At 69.0% G+C, this 17,151-nt stretch carries 11 protein-coding genes; 5 read left to right on the top strand and 6 right to left on the bottom strand.

The window, feature by feature from the left end:
• A complete protein-coding gene (mutL, locus tag BO996_RS24030; RefSeq protein ID WP_071956586.1) occupies positions 1-2,028 on the top strand; it encodes a DNA mismatch repair endonuclease MutL in 2,028 nt (675 codons plus the stop codon).
• Positions 2,029-2,080: 52 nt separating this feature from the next.
• Here the strand turns inward: mutL and BO996_RS24035 are convergent, their stop codons facing one another.
• Both BO996_RS24035 and BO996_RS24040 read right to left on the bottom strand, forming a co-directional pair.
• Positions 2,081-3,085 carry a Bug family tripartite tricarboxylate transporter substrate binding protein gene (locus BO996_RS24035; protein WP_071956587.1) on the bottom strand — a complete coding sequence of 335 codons (1,005 nt, stop codon included), beginning with the start codon at positions 3,083-3,085 and terminating at the stop codon, positions 2,081-2,083.
• A gap of 52 nt (positions 3,086-3,137) precedes the next feature.
• Complete coding sequence (locus BO996_RS24040; protein WP_071956588.1) at positions 3,138-4,361, bottom strand: M20 aminoacylase family protein; 1,224 nt, start codon at positions 4,359-4,361, stop codon at positions 3,138-3,140.
• Between the two features lie 115 nt (positions 4,362-4,476).
• Here BO996_RS24040 and BO996_RS24045 point away from each other — a divergent pair, with 115 nt between their 5' ends.
• A complete protein-coding gene (locus BO996_RS24045) occupies positions 4,477-5,496 on the top strand; it encodes a LysR family transcriptional regulator (protein WP_043796609.1) in 1,020 nt (339 codons plus the stop codon).
• 7 nt (positions 5,497-5,503) lie between these two features.
• Here BO996_RS24045 and BO996_RS24050 read toward each other — a convergent pair whose 3' ends face one another.
• The 4 genes from BO996_RS24050 to BO996_RS24065 all read right to left on the bottom strand — a co-directional run bounded on the left by BO996_RS24050 (position 5,504) and on the right by BO996_RS24065 (position 12,586).
• On the bottom strand, positions 5,504-6,961 hold the full coding sequence (locus BO996_RS24050) for an efflux transporter outer membrane subunit (RefSeq protein ID WP_071956589.1): 1,458 nt from the start codon (positions 6,959-6,961) through the stop codon (positions 5,504-5,506).
• Between the two features lie 28 nt (positions 6,962-6,989).
• Complete coding sequence (locus BO996_RS24055) at positions 6,990-10,241, bottom strand: efflux RND transporter permease subunit (RefSeq protein ID WP_013801083.1); 3,252 nt, start codon at positions 10,239-10,241, stop codon at positions 6,990-6,992.
• 86 nt (positions 10,242-10,327) lie between these two features.
• Positions 10,328-11,611 carry an efflux RND transporter periplasmic adaptor subunit gene (locus tag BO996_RS24060; protein ID WP_013801082.1) on the bottom strand — a complete coding sequence of 428 codons (1,284 nt, stop codon included), beginning with the start codon at positions 11,609-11,611 and terminating at the stop codon, positions 10,328-10,330.
• A 114-nt stretch (positions 11,612-11,725) separates the two neighbouring features.
• Complete coding sequence (locus BO996_RS24065) at positions 11,726-12,586, bottom strand: alpha/beta hydrolase (protein ID WP_012206937.1); 861 nt, start codon at positions 12,584-12,586, stop codon at positions 11,726-11,728.
• Between the two features lie 175 nt (positions 12,587-12,761).
• Between BO996_RS24065 and BO996_RS24070 the strand changes: the two genes are divergently transcribed.
• The 3 genes from BO996_RS24070 to BO996_RS24080 all read left to right on the top strand — a co-directional run bounded on the left by BO996_RS24070 (position 12,762) and on the right by BO996_RS24080 (position 17,096).
• Positions 12,762-13,676 (top strand): LysR family transcriptional regulator, encoded by a 915-nt coding sequence (locus BO996_RS24070; RefSeq protein WP_043819201.1) that lies wholly within the window; start codon positions 12,762-12,764, stop codon positions 13,674-13,676.
• 352 nt (positions 13,677-14,028) lie between these two features.
• The gene (gene gdhA / locus BO996_RS24075) at positions 14,029-15,372 is read left to right on the top strand and encodes an NADP-specific glutamate dehydrogenase (RefSeq protein ID WP_013801081.1); all 1,344 of its coding nucleotides are present in this window, start codon (positions 14,029-14,031) and stop codon (positions 15,370-15,372) included.
• A 185-nt stretch (positions 15,373-15,557) separates the two neighbouring features.
• Positions 15,558-17,096, top strand: a complete 1,539-nt coding sequence (locus BO996_RS24080) for an IPTL-CTERM sorting domain-containing protein (RefSeq protein WP_071956590.1) — start codon at positions 15,558-15,560, stop codon at positions 17,094-17,096.
• Positions 17,097-17,151 lie beyond the last annotated feature (55 nt).

Below are 17,151 nucleotides of genomic sequence, written 5' to 3' on the forward strand. Positions count from 1 at the left end.
GTGAACGCATCCATCTCCTCCTCCGACACCCTCCCCCGCCGCCCCATCCGCGACCTGCCCGACGAGCTGATCAGCCAGATCGCGGCCGGCGAAGTCGTCGAGCGCCCTGCCTCGGTGGTGCGCGAACTCGTGGACAACGCACTGGATGCGGGCGCCCGCCAGATCAACGTGCGGCTGCTGGCCGGCGGCGTGCGGCTGATCTCGGTGGAGGACGACGGCGGCGGCATCCCGCGCGATGAGCTGCCCGTGGCATTGCGCCGCCATGCCACCAGCAAGATCACCGACCTGCACGACCTGGAGACCGTGGCCACCATGGGCTTTCGCGGCGAGGCGCTGGCGGCCATCTGCTCGGTGTCGGAGGCGTCCATCCTCTCGCGCCCTGCGGGCCAGGACTCGGCCTATCTGCTCGATGCGCGCAGCGGCGAGCTGCGCCCCGCCGCCCGCAACCAGGGCACGACGGTCGAGGTCAAGGAGCTGTTCTTCTCCACGCCGGCCCGCCGCAAATTCCTCAAGAGCGATGCCACGGAGCTGGCCCACTGCATCGAGTCCGTGCGCCGCCATGCGCTGGCCCGGCCCGACGTGGGCTTTGCCATCTGGCACGAAGGCAAGCTGGTCGAGCAGTGGCGTGCCGCCGGCGGCATGTCGGATGAAGCCCTTGCGCGCCGCCTGGGCGATGTGCTGGGCGACGCCTTCGTGCAGAACTCCGTGACGGTGGAGCACTGGTCGGGCGCCGTCCACGTCACGGGCCGCGCGGGCATTCCCGATGCGGCGCGCTCCCGGCCCGACCACCAGTTCTGCTACGTCAATGGCCGCTTCGTGCGCGACAAGGTGCTGACCCACGCCTCGCGCAGCGCCTACGAGGATGTGCTGCACGGCCACAAGCAGCCTGTCTATGCGCTGTATGTGGAGATCGACCCTGCGCGCGTGGACGTGAACGTGCACCCCACCAAGATCGAGGTGCGCTTTCGCGACAGCCGCGAGGTGCACCAGGCCGTGCGCCACGCCATAGAGAACGCGCTGGCCGCCCCCCGCGCGGCGGCGGCCGCCGCCGCCGCTGCCGCCGAGGAAGCCGCCCGCACCCCGGAGCTGGCCCCTGCCGCACCGGCCACCGCACCCAAGGTGGCGGCTCCCGCCTGGCCCCAGGCGCGCATGAGCTTTGGCGATGAACAGGGCGGCCACAAGGTCAGCAACATGGCGGGCCTGTGGGCACCCATGCGCGAAGCCGCGCCGGCCCCCGTGGCGCTTCCTGCCCAGACGGCCATGCAGGCTGCCGGTGCCGCCGAAGTCGCGGTGGACACGCCCGGCGTGCAATGGCCTGCCGGCGATGTGCCCGCCAGCTACGCACCCGCCGCACAGCCCCGGCCAGTCACCGTCACCGAGCCTTCACCTGCGAACTTCACGCCCCCGGCAGCGGACACCCCTGCCGCTGCCGAGGAAACCATCTGGCCCCTGGGCCGCGCCGTCGCCCAGATCCACGGCGTGTACATCCTGGCCGAGAACGCCCAGGGCATGGTCGTGGTGGACATGCATGCGGCGCACGAGCGCATCGTCTACGAGCAGCTCAAGAATGCCGTCAACGCGGCAGAGCAGATCCCCAGCCAGCCGCTGCTGATTCCCGCCACCTTCGCCGCCACGCCCGAGGAGGTGGCCACGGCCGAGGCCCATGGCGACACGCTGCAGGCCCTGGGCATGGAGGTTTCCCCCTTCTCGCCCAAGACGCTGGCCGTGCGTGCCGTGCCCGCCACCCTGGCCCAGGGCGATGCCGTGGAGCTGGCGCGCAGCGTGCTGGCCGAGTTGGCCCAGCACGACGCCAGCACCGTGGTTCAGCGCGCGCGCAATGAGATCCTGGCCACCATGGCCTGCCACGGCGCCGTGCGCGCCAACCGCCGCCTGACGCTGGACGAGATGAACGCCCTGCTGCGCCAGATGGAAGTCACCGAGCGCTCCGACCAATGCAACCACGGCCGCCCCACCTGGCGGCAGATGAGCATGAAGGAGCTGGACGCGCTGTTCCTGCGCGGTCGCTGAACCTGCGCGGCTGCCGCCAGCGCCGTCAGCACCGTCTACACCGTCAACGCCGTCAGTCGCGCATGTTCGCGAAGGCCGCGAGCTGCTCGTACTTGCGGTCTTCCTCGGCGATCAGGCGCGCCAGGTCCTCGCGGCCCGAGGCGGGCACCATGCCGGCATCTTCCAGGCGCTTGCGCACGGCGGGCTCGGCCAGCGCCTCCTGCAGGGCCGCCGTGATGTGCTGCGCGGTGGCGGCGGGCAGCCCGCGCGGCGCCATCAGCGCAAACCAGCCCACCAATTCATAACCGCGCAGCGGCGCCAGCTCGGCCATGGCCGGAACCTGGGGCAAGGCGGACAGGCGCTGCGCGCTGGTGACCGCCAGGGGCACGATGCGCCCGCTCTGCAGAAACGGTTGCGCCGCCGTGGGCGAGAGCATGGCCAGGTCCAGGCTGCCGCCCGCCAGGTCGCTGGTCAACGGCGCCACGCCGCGGTAGGGCACATGGGTGATGGAAACACCGGCGCGCTGCTTGAACAGCTCTCCCGCGAAATGCAGGGTCGACCCCACGCCCGAGCTGCCGTAGCTGAGCTTGCCGGGCTGGCGGCGCGCCAGCTCCAGCAAGTCGGCCATGCTCTTCACGCCCAGGCCCGGGCGTGCGGCCAGGATCAGCGGGCCGGTGGCCACCAGGCCCAGCGGCGTGAAATCGCGGCGGCCGTCGTAGCGCTGCGCGGGGTTGACGATGCGCGTGGCCACCAGCTCGTTGCTGGCCCCCACCAGCAGCGTGTAGCCATCGGCCGGTGCCGAGGCCACGCGCTGGGCCGCAATGGCGCCGGCCGCCCCACCCACGTTGTCCACCACCACCGTGCCGCGCAGCCGCGCGGCCAGCGCATCGCCCACCACGCGGGCGACCAGGTCCACCGAACCACCGGCCGGGTATCCGACGACCAGCTTCAAGGGCTTGGCAGGAAAGCCGACCTGTGCAGCAGCCGGCAGGGCCAGCCCCAGCGCAGCGGCGCCCAGAAGGCTGCGGCGGCTCAGGACCTGGCGGGCCTCGGAGGAGAGAGGAAATACAGTGCGCATGGTGGCAATCGCAGGTGAAGTCGTGAAAGGAATCCGGTGCGGGCGCGGCGCCTCAGGCGGCGGACAGAAAACGCCGGGCCAGCTTCACCCAGTAGGTGGCTGCCAGCGGCAGGATGCGGTCGTTGAAGTCGTAGCCGGGGTTGTGGACCATGCAGCCGCCCGTGCCATGCGTGTCGCCCACGCCGTTGCCCACGATCAGGTAGCTGCCCGGGCATTGTTCGAGCATGAAGGAGAAGTCCTCGCTGCCCGTCAGCGGCTGCAGGTCGGCGATCAGCCCCTGCTCGCCCAGCCAGTCGCGCGCCACCTCGCGGGCGAAGGCCGTGCTGGCCGCATCGTTGACCAGGGCCGGATAGCGCCAGCGGTAGTCCACCACGGCCTCGGCCCCCAGCGTGGCGGCCTGGGCATGGGCCAGCGCGGTGATGCGTTCGCGCAGCAGGGCACGCACCTCGGGCCGGTAGGCGCGCACGGACAGGCGCAGCTCCACCTCGCCAGGGATCACGTTGGGCGCATCGCCGCCATGGATGGCGCCCACGCTGACCACGGCCATGTCACGCGGATCGACATTGCGCGAGACCACGGTCTGCAGCGCCAGCACCAGGTGGGCCGCCGCCACCACCGGGTCGGCCGACAGATGGGGGGCCGAGCCATGGCCGCCCTTGCCGCGCACGGTGATGATCACCGTGTCCGACGAAGCCATGAACGAGCCCTCGCGAAAGCCGAACTGTCCCTCGGCAAAGCCCGGCATGTTGTGCAGCGCAAAGATGGCATCGCAGGGGAAAAGATCGAACAGGCCATCCTCCACCATCTTGCGCCCCCCGCCCAGGCCCTCCTCGGCCGGCTGGAAGATCAGGTGCAGCGTGCCGTCGAAGCCGCGTGCCTGGGCCAGCTCGCGCGCGGCGGCCAGCAGGATGGCGGTATGGCCGTCATGCCCGCAGGCATGCATGCGGCCCGCGTGGCGGCTGGCATAGGGCAGGCCGGTCTGCTCGTGGATGGGCAGCGCGTCCATGTCGGCACGCAGGCCCAGCCGGCGCGTGCCTGCCCCGACCCGCAGCGTGCCGACCACGCCCGTGCCTCCCAGGCCCCGGTGCACTTCGTAGCCCCAGGAGGCCAGGCGCTCGGCCACCAAGTCGCTGGTGGCGAACTCCTCGAAGGCCAGCTCGGGATGGGCATGCAGGTGATGGCGCAGGGCCACCATCTCGGCCTGCGTAGCGCGTATGCCGGCAAGCACCGGATCGGCGGCTTCGGCCGTGGTGGAAGCGGGCGGTTCAATGTTCATGCCCGCAGTCTAGGAAGCGTGGGCAGCGGGCGGAAGACCGCCAGCGCCTGCCCTGCCAGGCATTGCCTGTCATCCCCGGCATGCGCCGATCACAGCAATGGCAGGGATGGCAGACATGGCACGAAACCTGCAAGATCGGCCCATGCATTCCCAGCCCCACCCCGATGCCGGTCCCGCCATGAAGCTGCACCAGATGCGCTACCTCGTCGCCGTGGCCGGCTGTGGCAGCGTGCGCGCCGCGTCACGGGCGCTGGGCATCACGCAGTCGGCCATCACCCAGGCCCTGCGCGAACTGGAGGAAGGCCACCGCCTTGCGCTGTTCGAGCGCCAGAGCAGCGGCATCGTCCTCACGCCGGCCGGGCGCACGCTGCTGCGCCACGCCCAGCTGATCACCGGGCAGATGGCCCAGGCCGAGGATGAAATGGCCCGCCTGCGCGACACCTGCGCCGTGGCGCGCCTGTCCGTGGGCGTGACGCCCTGGGTGGGCCAGAGCCTGCTGCCCCATGTGCTGCGCGCCTTCCGCGCCGAACTGCCCCAGGTGCGGCTGGAACTGTTCGAGGGCCTGTCGGCCGTGGCCCATCCGCGCCTGCGCGAAGGCACGCTGGACCTGCTGATCGGCCGCGTGCCCTCGGGCCCCTCGGGCGGCGACCTGCATGGCACGCCGCTGTTCCGTTATGACGCCACCGTCGTGGCCCGCACCGGCCACCCGCTGGCAGGCGCCCGTTCGCTGGCCGAGCTGATGGACTGCGACTGGCTGCTCAACTACACCCCGCCCGAAGAGGACGATCTGGTGCGGCGCCTGTTCCTGCGCCACGGCCTGCCCGTGCCCGTGGGCCACATCCACCTGGTGCATTCGGCATCGCTGCTGCTGCACCTGATCGCGCACAGCGACATGCTCTCGTTGTGCCCCTGGCCGCTGATCGAATCGGGCGTGCCCCAGGGCACCCTGGTGCCACTGTCCCTGCGCGAGCAGTTCGAGCCCCACACGGTGGGCGTGGTCCAGCGCGGCCACGGCCCCCTGCCCTGGGTGGCCGAGCGCTTCGTGCACCACCTCATGGAGCAGGTCCACGCCTGCCGCCACAGCCCGGACCCGGTGCTGCAGCGCGTGTTCCGCTCCATTGACGTACTGGCCTGAGGGAGCCTCAGCGCAGCGCGGCCTGGGCCACCGGCACGTCAGCCGGCACATCCCAGCCCCCGCCCAGCGCGCGGATCAGGCCCACGGCTGCCTGGTACTGCGCAGACTTCACCTGCAGCGCCTGGCGGCGGTTGCGCAGTTCGCTGCGGCGCGCATCCAGCAGGTCCAGCTGGCTGACGTAGCCATTGCGGTAGCGCGTGTCCGAAAGGCTGGTGGCACGCTTGGCGGCCACCACGGCCTGGCCCTGCACGGTGGACTGCTCCTGCAGGATGCGGATGGATGACAGCTGGTCCTCCACCTCCTGGAAGGCCACCAGCGCCTGCTGGCGGTAGGCGGCCAGCGCGGCATCGAGCTGCGCGCCTGCGGCCTGCACGCCGGCCTCGCGCCGGCCGCCGTCGAACAGCGGCAGCGACAGCAGGGCGCCCACGCCCCAGGAGCGCATGGACCACTTGAACAGGTCACCGACCTCGGGCGAGGCATGGCCGGCCGCGCCGGTCAGCGAGATGCTGGGGAACCAGGCTGTCTTGGCCACGCCCACGCGCGACTGGGCGGCGAACACGGCGCGCTGCGCTGCCGAGATGTCGGGCCGGCGCATCAGCACCGTGGCCGGCACGCCGGCTGGGATGGAGGGCAGCGTCGTGGTCCAGGCGCCTTCGCCCAGGCCGAAGCGCGAGGCCGAGTCACCCACCAGCACGGCCAGCGCATGCTCGACCTGGGCGCGCTGACGGTCCAGCGCCAGCGCATCCGATTCGGTGGCCGACAGCTCGGCCTGGATACGCGCCACGTCCAGCTCGGCAATGTCGCCGGCCTGCAGCCTTCGCTCCGACAGGCGCAGCGTGTCGCGGTAGGCCTCCACGGTCTCGCGCATCAGGGCGCGCTCGGCGTCCAGCGCGCGCAGCTGCAGATAGGTCTGCGCCACCTCGGCCTGCACGGCCAGCCGCGTGCTTTGCAGCAGGGCCTCGCGGCCCTCGGCGTCCAGCCGCGATGCGTCGGCCGCCTGGGAAATGCGGCCGAACAGATCGACCTCATAGGACAGGTTCAGTCCCGCATTGACCAGGGTGGCAGGCCGCGTGCCCGAGGCCTTGTCCAGCCCCGCGCCGCGCGTGGCCCCTGCGCCCAGGCCCAGTTGGGGCAGGCGCTCGGCATTGGCGCTTCGCGCCAGGGCACGGGCCTCGGCCAGGCGTGCGGCCGCGGCCTGGATGCTCTGGTTGTCCAGCGTGGCCTTGTCCACCAGCGCGTTCAGCGCCGGATCCGCAAAGGCCAGCCACCATTGGCCGCGTGCCTGGGCTTCGGCGGGCAGGGCCTGGGTCCAGCCCGCCTGCGGTGCGGCGCCCTGCTCCTTGAAGGCAGGGGCGGCCGGCAGCTCTGGCAGGCTCTGGGACACGCTGGCGCAGCCGGCCAGGGCCAGCGCCGCCACCAGGGGCAGCAGACGCCTGGACAGTTTCGAAAGCGATGGGATCTTCATGATCGGTTCCTGTTCTTGTGGTGTGGGCTCATTCATGCTCGCCACGCGCAGCAGAGGGCATGGGCAGCGCGCCGCCACCCGAGGCATGGCCGTGGGCGGGTGCATGTGCAGGGGCCTCTTCCTCCATCTCGGGCCCATGCTGCTTGAGCGGCCGGTTGCCTGCCAGGCGGCGCATCAGCACGTAGAACACGGGCGTCAGGAACAGGCCGAAGGCCGTCACCCCGATCATTCCCGAGAACACGGCCACGCCCATGGCGCGGCGCATTTCCGAGCCCGCGCCCGTGGACAGCACCAGGGGCAGCACGCCCATGACGAAGGCCAGCGAGGTCATCAGGATGGGGCGCAGGCGCAGCCGGCTCGCCTCGATGGCGGCCTGTATGGGCGTGCGCCCCTCGAACTCCAGCTCCCGCGCGAACTCCACGATCAGGATGGCGTTCTTCGCACTCAACCCCACCAGCACGATGAGCCCGATCTGCGTGAAGACATTGCTGTCCCCGCCCGACAGCCAGACGCCGGTCATGGCCGCCAGCAGGCCCATGGGAACGATCAGGATGATGGCAATCGGCAGGGTCAGGCTCTCGTACTGCGCGGCCAGCACCAGGAAGACCAGCAGCAGCGCCAGCGGGAACACGATCACCGCCGAATTGCCGGCCAGGATCTCCTGGTAGGTCAGGTCGGTCCATTCGAAATCGATGCCCTTGGGCAGGGTCTCGGCCGCGATGCGCTTGATGGCATCCTGCGCCTGGCCCGAAGAGAAGCCCGGTGCGGCACCGCCGTTGATGTCGGCCGTGAGGTAGCCGTTGTAGCGCATGGCGCGCTCGGGGCCGAAGCTGGAGTCCACCTTCATCAGCGCCGACAGCGGAATCATCTCGCCCGAGCTGGAGCGCACCTTGAGCATGCCCACGTCCTCGGCACGCGCGCGGTAGGGCGCGTCGGCCTGCACGCGGACGCTGTAGGTGCGGCCGAACTTGTTGAAGTCGTTCGCATACAGGCTGCCCAGGTAGATCTGCATGGTGTCGAAGATGTCCGTCACCGGCACGCCGAGCTGGCGCGCCTTGGTGCGGTCGATGTCGGCATACAGCTGGGGCACGTTGACCTGCCAGCTGGTGAACATGCCGGTCAGCTCGGGCGTCTGGTAGGCCTTGGCCATGAAGGCCTTCACGGCCGCATCCATCTGGTCATAGCCCAGGGAGGCGCGGTCTTCCAGCTGCAGCTTGAAGCCGCCCGTCGTGCCCAGGCCCGCCACGGGTGGCGGCGGGAACATGACGATGAAGGCGTCCTGGATGCCTGCGAAGGCCTGGTTGAGCTGGCCGGCCACGGCGCCGCCGCTCTGGTCGGCGCGCTTGCGCTCGTCGAAGGGCTTGAGCGTGGCGAAGACGATGCCCGAGTTGGAGCTGTTGGTGAAGCCGTTGATGGACAGGCCCGGGAAGGCGATGGTGTCCTCCACGTTGGGGTTGTCCTTCATGATCTCGCCCATGCGGCGGATCACCTCGTCCGTGCGGTCCAGCGTGGCACCGTCGGGCAGTTGGGCAAAGCCGATCAGGTACTGCTTGTCCTGCGCGGGCACGAAGCCCGAAGGCACGGCCTTGAACAGGCCGAAGGTCACGGCGATCAGCGCCAGGTAGATGGCCAGCATCAGCGCCTTGCGCGAGATCACGCGGCCCACGCCGCCGCTGTAGGCCTCGGAGCCCCGGTGGAACATGCGGTTGAAGCCGCGGAACAGCCAGCCGAAGGCCCGGTCCATGCCGCGCGTCAGCGCGTCCTTGGGCGCATCGTGGCCGCGCAGCAGCAGGGCCGCCAGCGCGGGCGACAGCGTCAGCGAGTTGATGGCCGAGATCACCGTGGAGATGGCGATCGTCACCGCGAACTGCTTGTAGAACTGGCCCGTGAGGCCGCTGATGAAGGCCAGCGGAACGAACACCGCCACCAGCACCAGGGCGATGGCGATGATGGGCCCGGACACCTCGCGCATGGCGCGGTAGGTGGCGTTGCGCGGCGTCAGCCCCGCCTCGATGTTGCGCTCCACGTTCTCGACCACGACGATGGCGTCATCCACCACGATGCCGATGGCCAGCACCAGGCCGAACAGGCTCAGCGCGTTGATGGAAAAGCCCAGCAGATGCAGCACGGCGAAGGTGCCGATCACCGACACCGGCACGGCCAGCAGCGGGATGATGGAGGCGCGCCAGGTCTGCAGGAACAGGATCACCACCAGCACCACGAGCACGATGGCCTCCAGCAGCGTGTGCACCACCGATTCGATGGAGGCGCGCACGAACTGCGTGGGGTCGTAGGCGATGCGGTACTCCAGGCCCTCGGGCATGTTCTTGTTCAGGGCCTCCATGGTCTTGCGCACGTTGGCCGAGATCTCCAGCGCATTGGAGCCCGGCGCCTGGAACACGCCCATGCCCACGGCCGGGTCGTTGTTCAGCAGCGAGCGCAGCGAATAGTCGGCCGCGCCCATCTCCAGGCGGCCGATGTCGCGCAGGCGGGTCACGGCGCCGTCGGAGCCGCTCTTGACGATGATGTCGCCGAAGTCCTCCTCGCTTTGCAGGCGGCCCTGGGCGTTGATGGACAGTTGCATGTCCACGCCCGGCAGCCCCGGCGAGGCGCCGACCACGCCGGCCGCAGCCTGCACGTTCTGGCCGCGGATGGCAGCCACCACATCGCTGGCCGACAGGCCGCGCTGCGCCACCTTCTGCGGGTCCAGCCACACGCGCATGGCGTAGTCGCCGCCGCCGAAGATCTGGATCTGGCCCACGCCTTCGATGCGCGCCAGCGGGTCCTTCACGTTCAGCACCGCGTAGTTGCGCAGGTAGTTGATGTCATAGCGCTGGTTGGGCGAGACCAGGTGCACCACCATGGTCAGGTCGGGTGCGCTCTTGACCGTGGTGATGCCCAGGCGGCGCACCTCTTCCGGCAGGCGCGGCTCGGCCTGCGAGACGCGGTTTTGCACCATCTGCTGCGCCTTGTCGGGATCGGTGCCCAGGCGGAAAGTGACGGTCAGCGTCATCACGCCGTCGCTGGTGGCCTGGCTGCCCATGTAGAGCATGCCTTCGACGCCGTTGATCTGCTCTTCCAGCGGCGTGGCCACGGTCTCGGCGATCACCTTGGGATTGGCGCCCGGGTACTGGGCGCGCACCACCACGGACGGCGGCGCGACCTCGGGGTATTCCGAGATCGGCAGCCCGCCCATGGCGATCAGGCCGGCGATCAGCATCAGCAGCGAAAGCACGCCTGCGAAGATCGGCCGGTCAATGAAGAATTTGGATAGGTTCATGGTGTTTGGCTCCGCCACGGCAAAGCGCGGCCCATGCCGCCTGCGGTCAGGCGGCATTTCAGAGGCAGGAAAGGTGTGCGGCTAGATCAGGACTTGGTTGCGTCAGCCACTTGTTCGGCTGCCTGCCGGGTGCCCGGCTGGCGGGCATCGGCCCGCGCATCCATGGACACCTCCTTGGGCGCGACCAGGGCGCCGGGGCGGATGTGCTGCAGGCCGTTGACGACCACGCGCTCGCCGGGCTGCAGGCCCTGGGTCACGTTGCGCAGGCCGTTGACCGAGGCGCCCAGGGCCACCTCGCGGTAGACGGCCTTGTTGTCGCCGCCCACCACCATCACGTACTTCTTGCTCTGGTCCGTGCCGATGGCGCGCTCGCTGACCAGCAGCATGCTGCTGTCGCGCGCCTGGCCCATGCGGATGCGGGCGAACTGGCCGGGCATGAGGGCGCCGTCCTTGTTGTCGAAGGCCGCGCGCACGCGCACCGTGCCGCTTCGGGCATCGACCTGGTTGTCGATCAGCTGCAGCCGGCCCTCGAAGGGCGTGCTGCCGGCCGTGGCCGTGCCCATCTGCACGGGAATGCTGTCGATCTTGGCGCGGTTGCCCGCGCCGCCGCCCAGCTCCTTGAGCGCGCGCGTGATGACCTGCTCATCGGCATCAAAGCTTGCATAGATGGGGCTGACCGAGACCAGCGTGGTCAGCACCGGCGCGCCCGGGCCTGCGGCCACCAGGTTGCCCACGGTGATCTCGCGCTTGCCGATGCGGCCCGACACGGGGGCGCGCACCTGGGTGTAGCCCAGGTTCAGCCGCGCCGATTGCAGGGACGCCTGGGCCGCGCGCAGATTGGCCTCGGCCTCGCTGCCTGCGTTGATGCGCTCGTCCAGCTCGCGCTGGGCAATCGCCCGCTCGTCCCACAGGCGGCGTGCGCGCTCCTGCTCGCTGCGCGCATAGGACTGGCGCGCCTGGGCCGAGGCCACCTGGGCTTCGGCACGTTCGACCTCGGCCGCATACGGTGCGGGGTCGATGGTGATCAGCAGATCGCCCTGCTTGACCAGCGCGCCCTCGCGAAAGTGCACGGCCTGCACGGCGCCAGCCACGCGCGAGCGGATGTCCACGCGCTCCACGGCTTCAAGGCGGCCCGAGAACTCGTCCCAGGCGGTGACCTCGCTTTCGGCGACCGTGGCCACCGACACGGGCGTGGCGGCGGGCTGGGCGCTGGCGGGCGCGTCATCGGCCTTGGCGTCGAAGCCATGCAGGCCGAACAGGCCGGCGCTGACGGCGAGGATGGCCGCAGCGGCGGCAGGCAGCCTCCAGCCCTTGCGCTGGGCCGAAGCGAAAGAAGGGGAAGAAGAGGATGAGGTGGATTCGGTGGACATGGTGTTTTTTTGCGAAATTCAGGGAACACGATGCCCGCCCGGCGCCTGAACGCGCCGGGAAGGCGGAAGGGGAAAACGGGGCAGCAGGTGTCGCCGGCTGCGGCGGCGCGGGGCCTAGCCCGGTGCTGCGGGCTTGTTCATGGTGGCCTCGAAGAAGTCATGCACATGCTGGAACACGGCGGCGCTGCAGGCCGTACAGGCCTCGGCCTCGGACAGGGCCTGCGGCCAGTTCGACGCGCTGGGCAGCACATGGCTGCTGGCCGTCACCCCGGCCGCGCGCAGGCGGGCCGCATAGGCCTGGGCCTCGTCGCGCAGCGGGTCGTCACCACCCACCAGCACCAGGGCCGGCGGCAGCTGGGCCAGGCGCAGCGAGCTGCCGGGCACGGCATAGGGATGCATGGCGTCCTTGGGGCAGCTCAGGTACTCGCGCCAGCCCGTGGCCCAGCGGCATTCGCCGGCCTCGGGCGTGGCCTCGCGCTGCGAGGCGGTGCCGGTGCAGGGATCGAGCATGGGCGACACCAGGATCTGGCCCGCCAGCGGCGGATGGCCCCGGTCGCGCGAGATCACGGCCACGGCGGCGGCCAGGTTGCCGCCGGCTTCTTCACCCGCAAGGAACAGCGGCGCGCCCTTGCCCGCCATCTTCACGCGGTGCTTGTACAGCCACTGCAGCACGGCGTAGCCCACCTCGATGGGCTGGGGAAACGGATGCTCGGGCGCCAGCGGGTAGGCCAGCGACACCACGACGGCGCCCGCCTCGGCCAGCAGCCGGCCGATGTAGCGCCCGTTGTCCAGCGTGCCGCAGACAAAGGTGCCGCCATGGAAATGCAGCACCAGCGGCGAGACCGTGCCGGGCCTGCGCTGGCCATAGGCGCGCGCAGCCACGGTGCCGTGCTCGGGCAGCTCGATGGAGAATTCTGTTTCGGCAATCTGCGCCCCGGCGGCGGGGCCGTTCGGAAGCGACGGGGAAGTGGACATGGCGCGAACCTGCGGCAATGGTCGATGGTTGGAATATAGGCGGCGCCGGCCATGTCTGAAATAGCAACGCAGCCATCGCTCTGTTTCCGTTTCACGAACAATCGCCCGATACCGCGCATGTGAGAATTCCGCCGAGCCGGCATTCCCTTGCCGGGCGCTGCAGGAGCAACTTTCCATGGACCAGATCCAGGCCATGCGTGTCTTCGTTCGCGTGGTGGAAGCCGGCAACTTCACCCGCGCCGCCGATTCGCTCGACCTGCCCAAGGGCACGGTCACCAAACAGATACAGGCGCTGGAGGCGCGCGTGCGCGTCAAGCTGCTCAACCGCACGACGAGGCGCGTCACTGTCACGCCCGATGGCGCGGCCTACTACGAACGCGCGGCACGCCTGCTCAACGACTTCGACGATCTCGAAGCCAGCATGGTCAACACCCAGACCGCGCCCAGCGGGCGGCTGCGGCTGGACGTGGGCAGCTCCATGGCCCGGCTGATCATCATTCCGGCGCTGACCGAATTCTGCGAACGCTACCCCGACATACAGATCGACCTGGGCGTGGGCGACCGCCTGGTGGACCTGATCAGCGACAACGTGGACTGCGTGATCCGCGGGGGCGAGCTCAGCGACCAATCCCTGGTGGCGCGGCGCATCGGCTCGATGAACTGGGTCACCGTGGCCTCGCCCGCCTACCTGGCACGCCACGGCGTGCCCCAGCACCCTTCCGAGCTGGATACGAAGCACCAGATCGTCGCCTTCTTCGCGGGCCATACGCGGCGCATGTACCCGCTGGAATTCCAGCGGGGCGATGAATCCATTGAGGTGGCGGGCAACTACCGCATCGCGGCCAACGACAGCAATGCCTACACGGCCGCCGTGCTGGCGGGCTTCGGCATCGCGCAGCTGGTCACGGCCTTTGCCCAGCCGCTGATCGACAGCGGCGAACTGGTCGAGGTGCTGCCGGAATGGACCCAGCCGCCGCTGCCCATTCACGTGGTCTATCCGCCCAATCGCCACCTCAGTGCCAAGGTGCGGGCCTTCGTGGACTGGGCGGCCGACCTGTTCGCGCGCCATCCCCAGCTGCAGCGCAGCTGAAAGGCCGTCGATGGGATGGCCGGGCGGGCCCAAGCCCCGTCCGGCTACAAGGCCTTCCTAGCCACTCTTCATGTCGACTGGCATGGCGCCAGCCATTCCCATTCGCCATGACCATGCACGCCACCGGATACGGCTGATCCAGGCCGCAGCCTGCCCGCTCACTGCGGCACGCAGGCCCTGCCCATGCACCAAATACCGTCGGCACCTCTCTGGAAATGCACCGAAAAACGGCATTCAGGCACCAAGCACGGGCACCGTTCACCAAAACGATGCATGACGGCATAACTTTTTGGCATAATTTTGGTTTGCACTCACCCCTTCCCGCAGCCGTTTTTTAGTCAGAGGTTTTTCCATGAAGTACGAGTCCGTCGGCCAATTCCTTGAAGAAGTGGCGCAACGCAACCCCGGCCAGCCCGAATTCCTGCAAGCCGTCACCGAAGTGATGGAAAGCCTCTGGCCCTTCATCGAGAAGAACCCCAAGTACGCCGAACTCGGCCTGCTGGAGCGTCTGGTCGAGCCCGAGCGCGTGGTCATGTTCCGCGTGAGCTGGACCGACGACAAGGGTCATGTGCAGGTCAACCGCGGCTTCCGCATCCAGCACAGCATGGCCATCGGCCCCTACAAGGGCGGCCTGCGTTTCCACCCCTCGGTCACGCTGTCCGTGCTCAAGTTCCTGGCCTTCGAGCAGACCTTCAAGAACGCGCTGACCACGCTGCCCATGGGCGGCGGCAAGGGCGGCTCGGACTTCGATCCCAAGGGCAAGAGCCCCGCTGAAGTCATGCGCTTTTGCCAGGCCTTCGTCACCGAGCTGTTCCGCCACGTGGGCCCGGACACCGACGTGCCGGCAGGCGACATCGGCGTGGGCGGCCGCGAAGTGGGCTTCATGGCCGGCATGTACAAGAAGCTGTCCAACAGCGCCGCCAGCGTGTTCACGGGCAAGGGCCTGTCCTTCGGCGGCTCGCTGATCCGCCCCGAAGCCACCGGCTACGGCACCGTCTACTTCGCCCAGGAAATGCTGGCCACGCGCGGCCAGTCCTTCGCAGGCAAGACCGTCTCCGTCTCGGGTTCGGGCAATGTGGCCCAGTACGCCGTGGAGAAGGCCCTGCAACTGGGCGCCAAGGTGGTGTCGGTCTCCGACTCCTCGGGCACCGTGTATGACCAGGACGGCTTCACCACCGAGAAGCTGGCCATCCTGATGGATGTGAAGAACCACCGCTACGGCCGCGTGGACGAGTACGCCAAGCTGGTGGGCGCCGAATTCCTGCGCGGCAAGACGCCGTGGCACCTGAAGGTGGACGTGGCCCTGCCCTGCGCCACGCAGAACGAACTGACCGAGGAAGACGCCAAGGTGCTGATCGCCAACGGCGTGGTCTGCGTGGCCGAAGGCGCCAACATGCCCTCGACCATCGAAGCCGCCAAGGCCTTCGAGAAGGCCGGCGTGCTGTACGCCCCGGGCAAGGCCAGCAACGCCGGTGGCGTGGCCACCTCGGGCCTGGAGATGAGCCAGAACGCGGCCCGCCTGTCCTGGCCGGCCGAGGAAGTCGATGCCCGCCTGCTGCAGATCATGCAAGGCATCCACGCCGCCTGCCTGAAGTACGGCAAGCGCGAGGACGGCACGGTCAGCTACATCGACGGCGCCAACATCGCCGGTTTCGTCAAGGTGGCCGACGCCATGCTGGCCCAGGGCGTGATCTGAGCATCAGCGCTCCCCATCCCTGACGAAAGCCCATGCAGCCTGCTGCATGGGCTTTTTTCATGGCTGGGCCGCACCACAGAAAGTGCGACGGCCTTGGCCACTGAAAGCCAATTCTCAGAATTGCTCAGATTCGCCGGCTAACGGGAGAGGACACTCAGCGCGCCCTGTCTCCACCCCCGTTCCCTATGCTCCCTGGACCCATCACCAAAGCGCTGCTCGTCGGCGCCGCTGCCCTGTCACTGGGCAATGCCTTCGCCTATGAATCCCTCGGCTTCAAACCCAATCTGGATGCCAACGGCTACTGCATATCCACGACTGACACGACGCCTTCATCGCCCAGCTATCTTTTCTCTGCACAGATGACCAGTGGCGTCATCCGCTGCGGAACCGACAGCAGCGGCTGGATGAGCTTTCGCATCAGCGACGCGGCCTATCCCTTTGCCTCCTGGTCCGTGACCGCTCTCTCCGGAAAGATCAATTTCCAGTCATTCGTGATGCGCAACAGCACGGCCAATCCGTTGCCACTGACCATCACATCGGGCGCCGTGACGTACACCAAGACGGCACCGGTGGGCATCTCCACCATTGCGCTGGACGAGCCCATCACCAACAGCAGCACCGTGAAAATCACTTTCTCGGCCGCCGACATTGTGGGTGCGGCTCTGCAGTCCGTTTCCGTCGAGCCCTTTATTCCCCTGAGCATCAGCCCCTCGACCTTGCCCAGCCCCCAGGTCGGCAGCCTGTACTCCCGGACGCTGACGGCAACCGGCGGCCTGGGCGCACCCTACACGTTTGCACTGCAAAGCGGAGCGCTGCCTGCAGGCCTTGAACTGGACCCCGCCACAGGCACGATCAGCGGCACGCCCACGGCCGCAGGCAGCACCTCGTTCACGGTCCGGGTCACCGACAGCAAAGCCAATACGCTGGACCGCAGCTACACGCTCAATCCCATCAAGATCCCCGAGCCCCAGGCAGCCACCGTGACCGCGACGCCGACAGCCGTCGCCGTGGGCGAAACCACCACCCTGGCCCTGAGCGGCGGCATAGGCAATGCCGTCCCCGCCTTCCAGCTCCTGAGCGGGCCATGTACGGTCAGCGGCAACCAGCTGACCGGCACGGCCACCGGCACCTGCGTCGTGCGAGGGACCAAGGCCAGCAGCGATCCCTTGAACTACGCAGCCGCAACCGGCACCGTCTCCGTGACTGTTCTCGGCCTCACACAGCACGCCGATGGAACGAGCAGGACACAGTTCACGCAAGGCCAGCCCAATGGCACCTGCACCTTCCGCCATGTCGCATTCACCAGCGCCCTGCCCGGCCCCTTGCCCGCCGGCTTCACGGCCGTGCCCGACATGCCCAGGCCCGTGCTGGAGTTTGAGACCCGGGACTGCACCGTCGGCGACACGCTGACCATGCAGGTGACGCATGCAGACGTGCCCGCAGGTGCCGTTCTGCTGAAATGGAAGCCGCTGGCAACGCCTGCCCAGTGGGTGAAGATTTCCAGCTTCAATGGTGGCACTGCCAGCTACACCGTCACGGACGGCGGCGATGGCGACGATGACGGAGCCCAGGACGGCGCCATCCTCGACCCCGTGGTCGTGGCCATGCCTGCGGCAGCCGCCACCACCACCGCGGTGCCCACCCTGTCGCAGTGGTGCCTGATAGCCATGTCGGCCCTGCTGGCCCTGTTCGGCATGACCCGGATGCGGCGCCGCCAGGTCTGACGCGTGCGCTCCATTGCGGGCCGTGCCAGGCGATCAGAAGCCGGCCCGGCCTGCC

The organism is Delftia sp. HK171, from assembly GCF_001886655.1.
In the GTDB taxonomy this organism is placed as follows: domain Bacteria; phylum Pseudomonadota; class Gammaproteobacteria; order Burkholderiales; family Burkholderiaceae_C; genus Comamonas; species Comamonas acidovorans.

Excerpts from the sequence above, each read along its gene's own strand:
- BO996_RS24035 (WP_071956587.1), bottom strand. The coding sequence starts at position 3,085 with ATGCGCACTGTATTTCCTCTCTCCTCCGAGGCCCGCCAGGTCCTGAGC.
- BO996_RS24040 (WP_071956588.1), bottom strand. The coding sequence starts at position 4,361 with ATGAACATTGAACCGCCCGCTTCCACCACGGCCGAAGCCGCCGATCCG.
- BO996_RS24045 (WP_043796609.1), top strand. The coding sequence starts at position 4,477 with ATGGCACGAAACCTGCAAGATCGGCCCATGCATTCCCAGCCCCACCCC.
- BO996_RS24050 (WP_071956589.1), bottom strand. The coding sequence starts at position 6,961 with ATGAAGATCCCATCGCTTTCGAAACTGTCCAGGCGTCTGCTGCCCCTG.
- BO996_RS24055 (WP_013801083.1), bottom strand. The coding sequence starts at position 10,241 with ATGAACCTATCCAAATTCTTCATTGACCGGCCGATCTTCGCAGGCGTG.
- BO996_RS24060 (WP_013801082.1), bottom strand. The coding sequence starts at position 11,611 with ATGTCCACCGAATCCACCTCATCCTCTTCTTCCCCTTCTTTCGCTTCG.
- BO996_RS24065 (WP_012206937.1), bottom strand. The coding sequence starts at position 12,586 with ATGTCCACTTCCCCGTCGCTTCCGAACGGCCCCGCCGCCGGGGCGCAG.
- BO996_RS24070 (WP_043819201.1), top strand. The coding sequence starts at position 12,762 with ATGGACCAGATCCAGGCCATGCGTGTCTTCGTTCGCGTGGTGGAAGCC.
- gdhA (WP_013801081.1), top strand. The coding sequence starts at position 14,029 with ATGAAGTACGAGTCCGTCGGCCAATTCCTTGAAGAAGTGGCGCAACGC.
- BO996_RS24080 (WP_071956590.1), top strand. The coding sequence starts at position 15,558 with ATGCTCCCTGGACCCATCACCAAAGCGCTGCTCGTCGGCGCCGCTGCC.